This is a genomic window from Pseudoduganella rhizocola, from assembly GCF_045984285.3.
GTDB lineage: Bacteria > Pseudomonadota > Gammaproteobacteria > Burkholderiales > Burkholderiaceae_D > Rugamonas.
The window spans coordinates 362,746-377,572 of sequence record NZ_JBJQIK030000003.1 but is presented as its reverse complement, the minus strand read 5'-3'; the positions used below and the strand labels follow the sequence as shown (position 1 = coordinate 377,572).

At 67.0% G+C, this 14,827-nt stretch carries 11 protein-coding genes; all 11 read left to right on the top strand.

The genetic code is table 11. The features are described 5' to 3' along the window. The first annotated feature begins 14 nt into the window (after window positions 1-14). From tssC to ACJRPG_RS08875, 11 genes are read left to right on the top strand one after another with little or no spacing between them, the layout of a single operon-like run. Window positions 15-2,645 (top strand): type VI secretion system contractile sheath large subunit, encoded by a 2,631-nt coding sequence (gene tssC, locus ACJRPG_RS08925; RefSeq protein WP_407999708.1) that lies wholly within the window; start codon window positions 15-17, stop codon window positions 2,643-2,645. A 45-nt stretch (window positions 2,646-2,690) separates the two neighbouring features. Continuing rightward, window positions 2,691-3,269, top strand: a complete 579-nt coding sequence (locus ACJRPG_RS08920; protein ID WP_407999707.1) for a type VI secretion system tube protein Hcp — start codon at window positions 2,691-2,693, stop codon at window positions 3,267-3,269. Between the two features lie 5 nt (window positions 3,270-3,274). Further along, window positions 3,275-3,658: a GPW/gp25 family protein gene (locus ACJRPG_RS08915; protein WP_407999706.1), complete on the top strand. Its 384-nt coding sequence runs from the start codon at window positions 3,275-3,277 to the stop codon at window positions 3,656-3,658. A 15-nt stretch (window positions 3,659-3,673) separates the two neighbouring features. Beyond that, window positions 3,674-5,515: a type VI secretion system baseplate subunit TssF gene (tssF, locus tag ACJRPG_RS08910; protein WP_407999705.1), complete on the top strand. Its 1,842-nt coding sequence runs from the start codon at window positions 3,674-3,676 to the stop codon at window positions 5,513-5,515. An 8-nt stretch (window positions 5,516-5,523) separates the two neighbouring features. Then, complete coding sequence (gene tssG, locus ACJRPG_RS08905) at window positions 5,524-6,564, top strand: type VI secretion system baseplate subunit TssG (protein ID WP_407999704.1); 1,041 nt, start codon at window positions 5,524-5,526, stop codon at window positions 6,562-6,564. Beyond that, entirely contained in the window at window positions 6,561-9,632 is a 3,072-nt protein-coding gene (locus tag ACJRPG_RS08900) for a contractile injection system protein, VgrG/Pvc8 family (protein WP_407999703.1), read from the top strand. Before tssG ends, ACJRPG_RS08900 begins: the two co-directional genes overlap by 4 nt. A 7-nt stretch (window positions 9,633-9,639) precedes the next feature. Beyond that, window positions 9,640-12,300, top strand: a complete 2,661-nt coding sequence (locus ACJRPG_RS08895) for a DUF2169 family type VI secretion system accessory protein (RefSeq protein ID WP_407999702.1) — start codon at window positions 9,640-9,642, stop codon at window positions 12,298-12,300. Next, the gene (locus ACJRPG_RS08890) at window positions 12,297-13,373 is read left to right on the top strand and encodes a pentapeptide repeat-containing protein (RefSeq protein ID WP_407999701.1); all 1,077 of its coding nucleotides are present in this window, start codon (window positions 12,297-12,299) and stop codon (window positions 13,371-13,373) included. Before ACJRPG_RS08895 ends, ACJRPG_RS08890 begins: the two co-directional genes overlap by 4 nt. After that, window positions 13,370-13,927, top strand: coding sequence for a DUF3540 domain-containing protein (locus tag ACJRPG_RS08885; RefSeq protein WP_407999700.1), 558 nt, complete (start codon window positions 13,370-13,372; stop codon window positions 13,925-13,927). The genes ACJRPG_RS08890 and ACJRPG_RS08885 overlap by 4 nt, the downstream gene beginning before the upstream one ends. A 6-nt stretch (window positions 13,928-13,933) precedes the next feature. Beyond that, window positions 13,934-14,329 carry a DUF4150 domain-containing protein gene (locus ACJRPG_RS08880; protein WP_407999699.1) on the top strand — a complete coding sequence of 132 codons (396 nt, stop codon included), beginning with the start codon at window positions 13,934-13,936 and terminating at the stop codon, window positions 14,327-14,329. A 2-nt stretch (window positions 14,330-14,331) separates the two neighbouring features. Then, complete coding sequence (locus ACJRPG_RS08875; RefSeq protein ID WP_407999698.1) at window positions 14,332-14,814, top strand: hypothetical protein; 483 nt, start codon at window positions 14,332-14,334, stop codon at window positions 14,812-14,814. Window positions 14,815-14,827: the final 13 nt, after the last annotated feature.

Genomic DNA, 14,827 nt, shown 5'->3' with positions numbered 1-14,827 from the left:
AACGAGGCTATGACATGACAGAGAGCATCCAACAGAAATTGCTGCGGGTACGGCCACCGAGGGTCAGGATTACCTATGACGTTGAAACCGGCGGCGCCATCGAGAAGCGCGAGCTGCCTTTCATCGTCGGCATTCTGGCCGATTTGTCGGGCGACCGCGGCGCCACCGCGGACCTGGCGCCCAAACCCCTGAAAGAGCGGAAGATGACCGACATCGACCGCGACAACTTCAACGACATCCTGAAAACGATCCGTCCGCGGGTCGACCTGGGCAAAGTGCCGCAAACGGTCCCGGCCACCGCCTCCCTGCTGGCGACGCCGGACGACAAGCAGATCATGTTCGAGCACATCGACGACTTCGCGCCGATGCAGATCATCCGCAAGCTGCCAACCTTGGCTGGCATGTACGATTCGCGCGGCCTGATCCGCAGCTTGCAGGCGAAATACGAGTCGGACGACGATGTGGCGCACCATATCGACACGCTGGCGCAGAGCAGCGATCCCCGCAAGCAGGGCGCTACGCTCAAGCTGATGGGCGGCATGGAAACCGTGGCCGAAACCGAGCGCCCTGCCCTGCGCAAGGCCCTGCTCGCGCTGGACGATACCGTCAGCGGCGCCGGCGCCGCGGCCGACAAGGCGGCCGAATACAAGAAATGGTCGCTATTGTCGGCCACCGACGCCGCGGCGCCCGCTTCCAATTCCGTGGATGCCGCGCCTGCTTTCGAGAAGCTGGTGGCCGCCGCCGGCCTGAATGCCGCGGCACTGGCGCGCGCGCTGGCGGCGCCGGACAATGCCGATAACCGGGCCAAGGCCCTGCTGGTCATCGAGCAGCTGCAGCTGACGGGCGCCGCGCCCACCGGGGACGGCACCACCGAGGAGGCGAAGGCCCCTTTCGCCAAGCGCGACGCGCTGCTGACGCGGCTGGGCTTCGACCCCACGGCCGCCGCATCGGCGGTGGATCCGGCGCTGGCTGCCGTGCAACTGGATAAGCTGAAAGCCGCGTCCGCTGCGGACAGCGGCGATCCACTGTGGGCCAAGCCCCTGCTGATCCTCGGCCTGACCCTGGCCGACGACGCGGCGCGCGATGCCTTCCTCCAGTTCGCCAAGCGCATTCACACCGACGCCGATCCCACCGATGAACAGCTGGCCATCGTGGCGGCCGTCGCGCCCCTGCTGCGCACCGATGCGGCGAAAACCCTGCTGTGGCTGAAGCACTTCGCCAAACAGGTGGGCGACCTGATCGCCGAAGGCACCCATGTCGAGGCGCTGGTGGCGGCGCAGAAGCGCGGCACGGCGGCCGTCATCGATGAACTGGTGGCCCGGATCGACCAGCTGCTGAGCGTGGCGCTCACCGCCATCCTGCACAGCCCCGGCTTCAAGCATGTGGAAGCCACCTGGCGCGGCCTGGCCCACCTGGTGTTCAATACCGAAACCAGCACCATGCTCAAGCTCAAGGTCTTCAATGCGACCCAGGACGAACTGGCCAAGGACATGGACAAGGCGGTCGAGTTCGACCAGAGCATGCTGTTCAAGCTGGTGTATGAAGCCGAGTACGGCACCTTCGGCGGCTACCCATACAGCCTGCTGATCGGCGGCTACGAGCTGGGCGCGGGCGCCGGCGACATCGCCTTCCTGCGCAAGATCTCGGAAGTGGCGGCGGCGGCCCATGCGCCCTTCATCGCGGCGGCCTCCACCGAAATGTTCGGCCTGTCCGGCTTCGACAAGCTGGACAAGCCGCGCGACCTGGCCAAGATCTTCGAGAATGCCGAGCTGACGGCCTGGCGCGAATTCCGCGAAATGGAAGATTCGCGCTACGTCACCCTGGTGCTGCCGCGCGTCATGCTGCGCCTGCCGTACGGCAAGCCGGAGAAGCGCAATACCACGCCCTGCGAAGGCGTGAACTTCGAGGAGAACGTGTCCGGCGCCGACCTGAAGCCCTTCGTCAACGCCAAGGGTGAAATCACCGGCTACCCGAAACCGGACAACGAAAGCTTCCTGTGGGGGAATGCCGCCTACGTGCTGGCCGAGCGCATCACCAATGCCTTCTCGCTGTACAACTGGACGGCGGCGATCCGCGGCGTCGAGGGCGGCGGCCTGGTGGAAGACCTGCCGCTGTACACCTATACCTCGGACGCCGGCAGCAGCGAGCTGTTCTGCCCGATCGAGGTGTCGATCACCGACCGCCGCGAGAAGGAGCTGAACGACCTGGGCTTCATCTCCCTGATCCACTGCAAGGGCTCGGGCCGCGCCGCCTTCTTCGGCGGCCAGACCACCAACCTGCCGAAGAAGTACTTCTCGGACAGCGCCAATGCGAACGCCCGCATTTCCTCGATGCTGCCTTATATCCTGGCCGCCTCGCGCTTCGCGCACTACATCAAGGTGATCATGCGCGACAAGATCGGCAGCTTCATGACGCGCGGGAACGTGGAGACCTTCCTCAACGGCTGGATCGCCAACTACGTGCTGCTGGACGATAACGCGGCCCAGAACGCCAAGGCGGCCTTCCCGCTGCGCGAAGCGTCCGTGGTCGTCACCGACGTGCCGGGCCAGCCGGGCTGCTACCGCGCCACCGTATTCCTGAAGCCGCACTTCCAGCTGGAAGAGCTGACCACTTCGATACGCCTGGTGGCCAATCTGCCGGGCTAAGCCGGACAGCCAGCAAGCCCACACCTTATCAATACAGGAGCAGTTATGGATCTGATCTTAATGCAGCCAGGGGACACCACCATCCTGGCCGGAACATCGAACTGGACAACTGCGCTGAACAGCCAGATTGCCTCGTGGCCGAGCGGCGGCCTGGGCCTGCCCACAGCGCCCTGCCTGGAGCTGACCTCGGTGCACTTCGGCATGAAGCAGCAGATGACCACCGACGTCAGCAACAATGCCCGTACCTCGGGGCGGCCGGTGATTACCGACATCACCTGCGTCAAGTACATCGATAACGCCTCGACCCTGCTGTACGACCGCTGCCTGCGCGCCTATCCGCTGGGCGCCAGCAAGGCCTGCACCACGATCTACCTGCTGCGCAACTCCGGCGACAGCCTGGCCGGCATCATGAAGATCGACCTGTACAACGCCATGGTCAGCGAGATCCAGACCCAGACCCACCCCAACGATATGCCGACCGAGCAGTTCAAGCTGAACTTCACGGACATCCTGTGGACCTACTACCCGCAGGCCAACGACACTTCGCAGCCGGGCAAGGGCCTGATCATGAAGGGCTGGAGCGTGCGCCAGAACCAGGCACTGGCCGCCGCGCCGACGGCCTGAGCATCATGCAGTACCTGCTGGAACGCCTGGCCAGTCCGCCGCTCCCGGCTTTGGGGCAGTTCGAAAGCCGCGACATGGCGGCGCTGGTGGCGGCCCAGATCCAGCGCATCGTCAGCGCGCGCGCCCTGGTGTGCGGCGGCAGCGTCAGCCTGCTCGATTTCGGCATGCCGCACGTGGTGGAACAGGGACTGCACGAGGAAGTGGCCCTGCAGCGCTACGCGGCAAGGCTGGTGCGCCTGATCCAGCAGTATGAGCCGCGCCTGCTGCACCCCAAAGCGGCGGTGCGCAAGACCGGCCGCGCGCTCATGCCCTACGAACTGGTGGTCAGCGGCTCCCTGGCGCCGGAAGCGCCGCCGGCCGAATTCGTTTTTGAAGTGCCCACGTCCTGATGAGCCGGAACCGCGATGCATAGCGCCAATACCAAGCTGAAGGATTTTTACCATTCGGAGCTCGCCGCGCTGCGCCAGGAAGGCATGGCCTTCGCGCAGCAGCATCCCGAGATGGCGCATGCCCTCGGCCTGAACCAGCGCCAAGCGCGCGACCCGCAGGTGGAGCTGCTGCTGCAGTCCTTCGCCTTTCTCACCGGCCGCCTGCAGTACCAGGTGGAGCTGGACCAGGCCAATTCGGCCAATGCCCTGCTGCAGTCGCTCTATCCGCACCTGGCGGCGCCGGTGCCGGCCATGCTGGTGGCGGAAATCGCCGTCAAGCCCAAGGGCCGCGACCTGTCGCACGAGCAGGTGCTGGAGCGCGGCCGCAGCATCAGCGCGCCCGCCTTCAATGCCCTCGGCAAGAAGATCGACTGCCGCTTCCGCACCGCCTATGAAACGCCGCTGATGCCTTTCGAGGTGAGGGAGATTGAAACCCAGTCGGTCAAGAACTATCCCTTCCTGCGCAATGAGGACGGCAGCGAGCTGCGCGGCGGCGCCGTGCTGCGCGTGCGCATCCGCAGCAAGGACGTGGCCAATGTGACGGGCCACGGGCGGCTGCGCTTCTTCCTCAACCCGGCGGAACAGGGAGCTTACGACCTGTACGACATGCTGGCGCTCTACCTCGGCAGCATGGCGATGGTGGTGCCGCACCATCCGGGCCAGGCCCAGGCGCTGGCGCCGCGCCGGATACCGGCTGCCAGCTTCCGCTGGCTGGGCGAGGCCGAGGACGAAGCCATGCTGCCCGCCAATCCGCAGACCCATCCCGGCTACCGCCTGCTGCAGGAGTACTTCACGTTCCCCGAGAAGTTCATGTTCTTTGAAGTCGGCAATATCGACTTCAACGGCGTGTGCGATGAATTCGACCTGCTGTTCGTGCTGGACAGCGACCTGCAAGCCTATGGCAGCTTCAATGCGGCGGCCATGCGCCTGAACTGCGTGCCGCTGGTTAACCTCTACCCGCAGCGCCTGAACCCGCTCAAGCTGGACCACCGCCAGCACGAATACCACCTGCTGGGCGACCTGGAAAACCACCGCTACTGCGAGATCTACGCGATCGAGATGCTGGAATCGAGCAGCCCGCGCACCGGCACGCGCGAGATCGCCCCCTATTTCGCGGTGGACCAGTCGGACCGGCTGGCGCAGCAGGACTATTTCTATACGACGCGGCGCGAAGCCAGCCTGGGCGCGGGCGTCGCGGGCAGCGAAGTGTTCATCTCCTTCCTGGACGAGCAGTTCAATACCACCCAGCTGGTGGACGAGGTGGTGGGCGGCCGCGCGCTGTGCACCAACCGCCGCCTGCCGGAGCAGATCAACAGCGGCGCCCCGCTGTACCTCGAAGGACCGGGCTCGGTGGCCATCACGGCCCTCAGCAAGCCCACGCCGCACCAGAATCCGCCCTGCATCGGCGCCCGGCCCTGGGCCCTGGTGTCGCAGCTGAGCCTGAATCACCTGTCGCTGGCCGACAGCCCGGAGGCATTGAGCGCGCTGAAAGACATCCTGCGCCTGCACCTGGGCCCCAATGCCGGCAACGGCCTGCGCCAGATCGACGGGCTGCGCGGCCTGCACTGCCACTCCATCATGCGGCACCGGCATGTGGACGGCTGGCGCGGTTTCGTGCGCGGCCACGACGTGCGCCTGCATGTGGACCAGCACTGTTTCGAAGACAGCAGCGCGGTGCTGTTCTGCGCCGTGCTGCGCCACTTTTTGCGCTCCTACGCGACCGTCAACCAGCTGGTTGAAGTCAGCCTGGAAATGAATAACCTCACCGGCGAGCAAAAACAATGGCCACCCTTGGCTGGCGTTCAGGCAGTACTGTAAAGCAGCTGATGCTGGCACAGTACAGCCGCTTCGAGCCCTTCCAGCTGCTGCGGCTGCTGCACTGGCCTGCGCCGGGCAGCCGCGCACCGGCGGCCGGCGGGCTGCGCTTCCGCGCCGACCTGTCGGGCCGCTTCGCCGGACACGAATTCAGCGGCCTGCGCAGCTACCGCGTGACGGCGCGCGTGGCGCGCGAGGTGATCGAGATCGAAACGCCGAACTACTGCATCGCCAGCCTGCTGGGGCCCTTGCCGGAACCTTTCGTGGAATGGGCGCGCGACCTGAAGCGGGCGCGCTCGCCGGCCATGGCCGATTTCTTCGACATGTTCAACCACCGCCTGAACCTGCTGCGCTACCAGATCAAGGCGCGCCAGAACCTGGGCCTGAACAACCTGCCGCCGGAGCACACCGAACACGGCGCGCAGCTGGCCGCCATCATGGGCATGGGCCTGCCCCAGCTGGCCGCCCAGATTCCACTGCCCCGGCGCGCCTGGCTGGGCCTGGCGGGCCTGCTGGCCAACTGCCGCAGGAGCGCGGCGGCCATTGCCCAGGTCATGAGCCTGTATGTGGGCGCGCGCGTGCGCGTGGTGCAGCTGGTGGGCGCCTGGCATGCGATCGCGCCGCAGGACCGCATGCAGCTGGGCCGGCGCGGCCACAGGCTGGGCCGCAACAGCCTGCTGGGCCGCCGCACCTGGGACCAGAGCGCGCGCATCCGGCTGGAAGTCGATCCGCTCGACTATGCCGCCTTCTGCCGCCTGCTGCCGCCCGGGCATCCCATGGCGCAGGCCGCGGCGGCGGGCCAGGCTTCCCACCCGGGGCTGGTAGGCCTGCTGCGCCTGCTGGTCAACGGCCTGCACGACTGCGAAGTGGAACTGAACCTGCGCGAAGACGCCGTGCCGCCGGGCCGCCTGCAGCCGGGCGGCAGCGCCGGCAATATCGGCATGCGCCTGCGCTACAGCGCCTGGCTGGGCAGCGCTCCGGCCAGTCCGGGGGCGCCGGTACGCACCGTGCGCTACCTGGTGCCCGCCTTCGCCACCACGGAGGCTGCATGAACGCGCCCTTGCAAACCGTCGCCATCACGCCCGAACTGGCGCTGCCGCAGGGGGCGCCGGCGCCCTACCTGCATGTGGCCATCTTCCTGCCGCCCGATGGGCAGCAGCCCCAGCAGATACTGGGCGACGAAACCTTCCGCCTGGTGAGTTTCGAGGGCGAGGAAAACGCCTCGGAGCTGTTCGAGTTCCAGCTGCAGCTGCATGCGAATACCGATACCAGCCTGACGCCGCCCGCCTACCTGGGCACGACGCAAGGCAATGTGCAGCTGACGATCGACGAGCTGGTGGGCCTGCCGCTAACAGTCGGCATCAATTGCCCCGGCCCGCTCAGCACGGCGGAAATGACACAGGCTTTCGCCAGCGCGGTGCGCGGCGAGGCGCAGGCGGCGAATGTGACGGAACTGGGCGGCGCGGAGGCCGTGCTGGCCTTCTTCAACGGCATCATCACCTCGATCTCGATGGCCGAACAGGGCGTGTACTACATCACCATGGGCCCGGCGCTGGCCCAGCTGATGCACACCAATGCCTACACCATCTACGGCAACCTGAACATCATCAGCGCCATCCAGGCGGTGATCCAGACCAGCGACGGTTTCCCCACGCCGGTGCGCATGCAGTCGGCCATCAGCACCACCGGCAACGCCAGCCTGGCCACGGCGCGGGTGCAGGACTGGCTGCAGGCCGGCGAAAGCCATTACGACTTCATCGAGCGGCTGGTGAAGAAGGCCAAGCTGTTCTTCTATTTCGTGCACACGCCGACCAGCCACACCGTGGTCTTTGCGGACAACAGCAACCTGAACTACCCGCCGGTGAATACCTCCATCGCCGCCTTCCGCTACACCGAGACGGATGGCACGGAAATGGGCATGGACCAGGAAGACGTGATCGCCAACTACCGCTACCAGCGTTCGCTGAGCAGCAGCAGCGTGAGCAGCACCTTCGCGCGCCAGTATGCGAACTTCGAGGAAGACCCGCCGACCACGCCCGCCTCCTACCAGGCCGCGGGCCAGGCCGTACCCTCGCAGCCGGTGCTGCTGCCGCTGGCCCTGCACAAGGCCTATGACTTCGGCGCCCTGCAGAACGAGGTGAGCGTGTACACCAATGCCGCCAATGCGGCGCTGGCGGCGCAGTCGGTGCGCTTTTCGGGGACCGCCACCTGCGCCCAGTTCCGCGCCGGGCATACCTTCCAGCTGGCCGGCATCCAGGCCCAGCATGTGGCGGCGCCGCCGCTGGGCAATACCACGCTGTTCCGCCCTTCCTTCGCCGGCGGCAGCTTTGTGCTCACCCAGGTCAAGCACCAGGCCTCGGCCGAAGGCCGCTATCAGAACGATTTCGCCGCCACCACGGCGAGCGGCCTGATCAGCGAGTTCAGGCCGGAGCAGGCGCAGCAGGAGACGCTGCTGGCCATCGTCGTAGAAACGGCGCCCAACTGGCAGTCCTTTACGCCGGACTACTTCCATCCCGAGACGGCCAACTTCTCGGCCCCGGCCGGGCCGCTGAGCTATACGCCGACCGGCGTGCACGTGGTCTTTGCCGCCGACCCGTCCGGCACGGCCTATTTCGTGAAGCTATCGGCCAGCATGCAGATCGTGCCGGAAGCCGGCGCCATTGTGGTGGTGAGCCGGGCGCAGAACGAGTCCGAGCTGCCGGAAGTGCAGAACGTGATCTCCTCCAGCGGCAGCAAGTGCGCCACGCCGTCGGGCTGGGAAGCCAGCACCCGCGTCAGCAACAACTATTCGACCAGCTTCGGCGACAACCAGAGCTACTCCTTCGGCAAGAACTCGTCCATCACGCCGGGCGGCTCGGCCTACAACACGGCGGTGGGCATCGTGTCGCGCCAGTACCGCACCGGCTACTACGGCAACGCCAGCTACGCCCAGGGCGCCAGCTTCAACTACGCGATTGCGGAAGGCATGGCGCTGTCCAGCAGCGCCAGTGTGACGGCGCTGGAGAACGAGCTCGACGATATGGCCACGGCCACCGGCGGCAGCGCCGCCGCCATCGCCCTGAATCCGGCGGCGCCGACACCGGATGCCACCGCCACGAGCCCGATTCCGCCCGCTCCCACGCTGCAGGTGCCGCCCTTGCAGAGCCTGATGCAGTCGGCAATGGGCACTGGAAATGTCAGTACGCCCTCTGTCATCAGCGCGCCACCGATCAGCAGCCCGCCGCTGGTGCCCAGCGAACTGCTGCTGAACGTGTCGGAATCCTATGGCTCCACCTATTCGCAGTCGCAGGCCAATGTTACCGCCAGCATCGAGAACGTGGGCACCGCCTACAGCCAGGCCACGGTCGGCCTGGCGGTCAACTGGAATACCACCACGGTGGGCAGCTCGGCCATCAGCAACAACCAGGGCTATAGCTACAACGTCAGCAGCACCACGGGCGAGGTGGTGAACATCAACACCAACCTGGCCAACAGCACCAGCCTGAACACGACCATGGGCAACAGTACCGAGGTCAGCGTCACCCAGGGGACCACCAGCAGCACCACCATCCAGCAGGGCGATGTCACCAATATCATCAAGCAGAACGGCTCGGTGATCACCACCACCACCCAGACCGGCAACGGCAAGATCGAGAACAAGACGACCCAGACCGGCGACGTCATCAATACCACCACCCAGGGCGGCGCGGTCACCAATACCACTACCATCGGCGGCGTCCTCACCAATACCAACAGCTACCTCGGCGCGGTATTCGACACCAATACCCATGCGGGCGCGGTGACCACGCTGAACACGCAGCTGGGCCTGGTGTCCACGGTACATACCTATGGCGGCCTGGTGTCCGAAGTGGTCGCCGCGATGACCGCCAAACAGATCTACCAATACGGCGCCGCCGATGTGTACCGGCGTGCGTTCGGCGGCAAAACCCAGACCGACAGCCACGCGGCCTCGGACGACACGGAAGTGGTGGCGGCCAAGGTGGAAACCAGGACCTTCGGCGATATCGAGCTGACCGAAATCCGCGGCACCGGTACTGTCACCACCACCCAGCCCGGCGTGGTGGAAACCAAAGTCAGCGGCCTGGTCACGCAGACCGTCGAAATGATGACCATCCTGTGAGCGCGCGATGAAGCACATTAAACCAGGCACGCTGGGCTTATTGAAAAAACCCTATCGGCACCGGGGCCGCCACTACCTGGTGGTGAGCGCGCTCGGCTTCTTCCGGCTGGGCGACGGGGCGCCGCGCTTCCTGCCCGACAGCCCGCAGTGGCAAAAACTGATGGGTGTGCTGCCGCATGGCCAGGCGCTGGACGAAATCCTGCCGAAGGCGCGCGGCGAAGTGCTGCTGAGCGGGAGCGCCTGGGCGCCGCAAGGCCGCGCGGTGCGGGAGCTGACCGTGGGCCTGCGGCTTGGCACGCTGTCCAAGCAGCTGCGGGTGCTGGGCGACCGGAATTGGCTGAACAGCCTGCTGCCAGGCTACCAGGCCACCGATCCCCTGCCCTTCACCGAAATGCCGCTGTCTTACGAACGTGCCTATGGCGGGCCCAAACACGGCGGCAACCCGCTGGGCTGCGGCTACACGGGCAACCCCTGGTCTCCGCTGTTCGGCCAGAACCATGGCGTGCTGCCGAATATCGAATACCCGCAGACGCCGGTCGCCTCGCCGGCCCGTGCCTACCTGCCGGCCAGTTTCGGCCCGGTGCCGCCCGACTGGAGCCCGCGCAAGGAAAAGCTGGGCACTTTCGATCAGCACTGGAGCGAGCACGATGCGCCGGGCTTCGCGGCAGACATGGACCCGCTGGCCTTCAACCGCGCGCCGGCCGACCAGTGGCTGGCCGAGGCCCTGGTGGGCGGCGAAGCCTACCGCCTGGACAATCTGCATCCGGAGCGGCCGCGCATCGAAGGCCGCCTGCCCTGTTTCCGGGCGCGGGCCTTCGTGCAACGCGCCGGCGGCGCACTGGAGGAAGTGCCGATGACGCTCGATACGGTATGGTTCTTCCCCGGCCAGGAGATCGGCCTGCTCACCTACCATGGCCAGGCGGTGATCGGCGATGCCGAGGCGCAGGATATCGGCGCAGTAATGGTCGCCTATGAAGCGCCGCAGGCGCCGAAGCCGCTGGCGCACTACGAGCAGGTGTTTGCGCTGCGCAGCAATGCCGATACCGCGGGCCTGCACGTCTACAACGAGGGCCAGCTGACGCCATCCCTGGGCGAGGATGCGCTGGCGCAGCGCCAGGCCGAGCAGGCCGCCGAAGCGCAGGCGCGGCAGGACAGGCAGCAGGCCGCGACGGAGGAAATCCAGCGCGACCTGTGCGCCAGGTATGCACTGCCGCTGCCGGAACCGGCGCCGCGCGCCGCGCCTGCCGTGCGCAACCGCCCCACTGCCCGCCAGATCGCCGAAGGCGACTTCGACCTGACCGACATTGTGGCCGATGCCCATGCCCGCGCGGAGGAGGTGCGCACCGACGGCGCCCGGCGCATCGCCGAACTGCAGGAGCAGAAGGCCGCGCTGGAGTCCGCCTACGGACCGCTGCAGGCCGCCCCGCCCGATATCGCGGCGCAGAAAAACACGGCCTTCGAACTGGCCAGCGTGCCGGCCTACGACCTGCTGCCAGCCGCGCTGCAGCCTGCGGCGCTGACGCCTGCGGTGGATGCGCTGGTGGCCAAGCTGAAGCTGCCCGCACCGCAAGACCCGCAACTGGTCAGCGAGCTGCGCGCGAAGTTCAGTGCCTCGCTGCTGTTGCAGCCCGGCCTGCACCGCAAGGGCCGCCACGCCGCCATGACGCCGGCCGCGCCGGCCGCGCCGCTGGCGCCCGAGGCGGCGGCCTGGCTCGGCCAGCAGGTGCGCCAGTGGCACCAGGGCGGCGCCCACCTGGCGGGCCGCGACCTGGCCGGCATCGACCTGCGCGGCGCCGACTTTTCCGGCGCGGACCTGCGCGAGGTGATGCTGGAGAACGCCGACCTGAGCGGCGCCAGCTTTGCCGGCGCCGACCTGGCCGGCGCGGTGCTGACCGGCGCTGTACTGGACGGCGCGGATTTCTCCGGCGCGCGGCTGCGGGGGGCCAATCTGTGCGGCAGCAGCGCCGTCGCCGCCAATTTTGCCGGGGCCGATATGACGCAGGTGCGCGCCAGCCGCGCGCGCTGGCGCGGCTGCGGCCTGCAGCGCGTGCGCCTTAGCGGCTGCCTGGCCCAGCATATCGACCTGAGCGGCGCCTGCCTGGACGGGGCCGACCTGGGCAGCGCCAACCTGCTGCAGGCGCAGGCCCCGCACAGCAGCTGGCAGCGCTGCGTGCTGGACAAGAGCATCCTGCTGAAGGCCAACCTGGCGCATGCAGACTTCCGCGATGCGCGGCTGGAGCGCGTCACCCTGCTGGATGCCGTGCTGCGGCACAGCCGCTGGGGCAGCGCGCGCCTGCACCGGATCGTGGGCGGCGGCAAGGCCGACTGGAGCCACGCCGACCTGCGCACGGTGCAGGCCGACCACTGCGGCTGGCATGGCGCCTGCTTCGCCGGCGCCGACCTGAGCGATGCGCAATGCCTGCACTGCAGCTTCGACGAATGCGATTTCAGCGATGCCCGCCTGTACCGCGGCCTGTTCGCCGGTTCGCGCTTCATGAATGCGAAGCTGTGCCGTGCGAATGCGGCCCAGGCCGACTTCTACCAGGCCATGGGCCGCAAGGCCGATTTCAGCGGCGCGGACCTGACGCAGGCCAGCCTGGTGCAGATGGACCTGGGCGGCGCCATTTTCACCGGCGCCCGGCTGGACAAGATGCGGAGCGTGGCATGACCCCGGACAACATCTGGAACGACATCGAGAAGGCGATGCGCCTGTCGCAGCCGGTGCACGAGCGCGAACTGCCCGGCCTGCGCCTGGACGGCCGCAAGCTGGCCGCCGCCAGCTTCCACCGCGTGAACCTGGCTGGCAGCCGCTTCGCCGACTGCGACCTGAGCGAGGCGAACTTTGTGGACTGCGACCTGAGCGGCGCGGATTTCAGCAGCAGCCTGCTGTACAAGACCAGTTTTATCCGCTGCCGTATGCCGGAAGCAAAAATGCCGGCGGCCTACCTGAAGTGGATCACCATGAGCCGCTGCGACCTGCGCGGCAGCCAATGGACGCGGTCGCACTGGCATCTGTGCACTGCCACCGAGTGCGACTTTTCCGGCGCCGTGCTGCGGCAAGCCGTGCTGGAACGCAGCGGCCTCACCCAGTGCCAGGCGGTGGATGCCGATTTCCGCGCGCTGCGGCTGGAGCGCTCCTCGCTGCAGGGCATGGACTTCCAGACCGTGGATATCATGGGCATGAGCGCCCAGGGCAGCGCGCTGATGAATGCGAACCTGCGGGGCAAGCAGCTGGCTGGTATCCAGCTGCAGCGCTGCACGCTCACCGGCAGCGATTTCAGCGATGCCAAACTGAGCGGCGCCCTGCTGGGCGAGTCCAGCTTCATGGGCGCCCGCTTCCACCGCACCGACCTGCGCCAGGTGCAGGCGCGCCACAGCATGTTCGCCACGGCCGACCTGCAGCATGCCACGCTGGACGGCAGCGATCTGCATAGCGCCATTTTCCAGCAGGCCAGGCTGCTGCATTGCAGCCTGGCGGATGCGCAACTCGGCTGCGCGGTCTTCAGCAAGAGCCGGCTGCGGGACGTCAGCTTCGCGCGCAGCGACCTGCGCTGCAGCCAGTTCGACCATACACGCGGCAGCCATGTGCTGTTCGACCAGGCCGCGCTCGACCATAGCAATTTCCACGATGCGCAGCTGGAGCACAGCTCCTTTGCGGGCGTGGACAGGAAACTCATGCGCCTGACCGATGCCGCGCTGCTCGCGGCGCAGGCAAGAACACTGTTGACGGAGGAACTATGATGCAGACGATCGAATCCACGCAATCGGCGCCCTTGCCGCTGAGCCCCAACTGGTCGGAAGCGCAGGTGGCGCTGGAACTGGCGGACGGCAGCTATCTGCTGGATGACGGGCGCATGGCGCTGCAGTCGCTGTCCTGCCTGCTCAAGCCCTGCGCCGGCGACAGGGTGCTGATCGCCGCCTGCGACCAGGGCGCGGTCTATATCCTGCACCTGCTGCAGCGGCCGCGCAGCAATAACGCCTGCCTGAACCTGCCCGGCATCCAGCAGCTGACCGTGACCCAGGCCCAGCTTGCCGTGGTGGCGAGCGACAGCCTGGGCCTGGCGGCGCTGGGCGATATCGAGGTGACGGCGGCCAGCGGCGTGCTGCGCCTGAATGCACGCAACCTGTTTACCACGGTCGCCGAGAACATGGTGGAGAACGTGCAGCACTACATTGGCCGCGCCGAGCAGTACCTGCTGGACGTAAAGCACCTGCTGCGCATGCACGGCAAGCAGGCCAGCGTCACGGCCGAAGAGGACGTCAAGATCGATGCCGAGCGCATCAGCCTGGGCTGAGCTGCCATGTTTGCCAACACCAATATGGGCTGCGTGAATATGGCGACCGTGCCCGATGTGTGCAAAACGCCGCCGCTGGCGGTGCCGGTGCCGTATCCCAATATCGCGGTGTCCACCATGCACATCCCCAATGTGCCGAACATCATCATTTGCGGCGGCTTCGCCGAGAACCTGCTCACGCCGGGCACCATCAGCAACGGCGATGAGCCGGGCGCGATGGGCGGCGTGGTCTCGGGCGTTTTCATCGGCCCCGATACCTACACCCTGGGCAGCGTCAAGGTGCTGATGGGGACGGCGTTTGCCACCCATCTCACCAGCCTGACCGCGCAGAACGGCAAGGTGCCGAATACCATCGGCATGACGATCACGCCGGCCCAGACCTGCGTCCTGATCCTGAGCTAGCCATGAAAGCCATCCTGTCCATCATGCTCCTGATCGCCGGCTGCGCCGGCAAGCCTGCGCCTACCGGCCTGCAGGGCATCGAGATCCTGGCCGCCGCCAATGCCAACCAGAACAACGCCACGGCGCTGGACCTGGTGTTCGTGTACGACAGCAGCACCCAGGGCCTGTTGCCGAAAACCGGTCCGGATTGGTTCGACAAGAAGGCGGCGCTGGTGGCCGGCCTGGCCATGGGCCTTGACGTGGTGAGCCTGCAGGTGCCGCCCGCCAGCACCGTGAACCTGCCCGCCAGCCCGCCCTTCCCGGCGCGCTACGCCAAGGCCATCGGCGTCTACGCCTATGCCAACTACGTGGCGCCGGGCGGCCAGCCCATGATGAACCTGACACCCTACGGCAGCGTTACCGTCACGCTGGCGCCGGACACCATCACGCTGGCAGGCACGGCGCCCAAGGGCATGCTGGGCAAGCTGCTGGGGGCCATCAAATGAAAGGGAGAGCACA

Excerpts from the sequence above, each read along its gene's own strand:
- tssC (WP_407999708.1), top strand. The coding sequence starts at position 15 with ATGACAGAGAGCATCCAACAGAAATTGCTGCGGGTACGGCCACCGAGG.
- ACJRPG_RS08920 (WP_407999707.1), top strand. The coding sequence starts at position 2,691 with ATGGATCTGATCTTAATGCAGCCAGGGGACACCACCATCCTGGCCGGA.
- ACJRPG_RS08915 (WP_407999706.1), top strand. The coding sequence starts at position 3,275 with ATGCAGTACCTGCTGGAACGCCTGGCCAGTCCGCCGCTCCCGGCTTTG.
- tssF (WP_407999705.1), top strand. The coding sequence starts at position 3,674 with ATGCATAGCGCCAATACCAAGCTGAAGGATTTTTACCATTCGGAGCTC.
- tssG (WP_407999704.1), top strand. The coding sequence starts at position 5,524 with ATGCTGGCACAGTACAGCCGCTTCGAGCCCTTCCAGCTGCTGCGGCTG.
- ACJRPG_RS08900 (WP_407999703.1), top strand. The coding sequence starts at position 6,561 with ATGAACGCGCCCTTGCAAACCGTCGCCATCACGCCCGAACTGGCGCTG.
- ACJRPG_RS08895 (WP_407999702.1), top strand. The coding sequence starts at position 9,640 with ATGAAGCACATTAAACCAGGCACGCTGGGCTTATTGAAAAAACCCTAT.
- ACJRPG_RS08890 (WP_407999701.1), top strand. The coding sequence starts at position 12,297 with ATGACCCCGGACAACATCTGGAACGACATCGAGAAGGCGATGCGCCTG.
- ACJRPG_RS08885 (WP_407999700.1), top strand. The coding sequence starts at position 13,370 with ATGATGCAGACGATCGAATCCACGCAATCGGCGCCCTTGCCGCTGAGC.
- ACJRPG_RS08880 (WP_407999699.1), top strand. The coding sequence starts at position 13,934 with ATGTTTGCCAACACCAATATGGGCTGCGTGAATATGGCGACCGTGCCC.
- ACJRPG_RS08875 (WP_407999698.1), top strand. The coding sequence starts at position 14,332 with ATGAAAGCCATCCTGTCCATCATGCTCCTGATCGCCGGCTGCGCCGGC.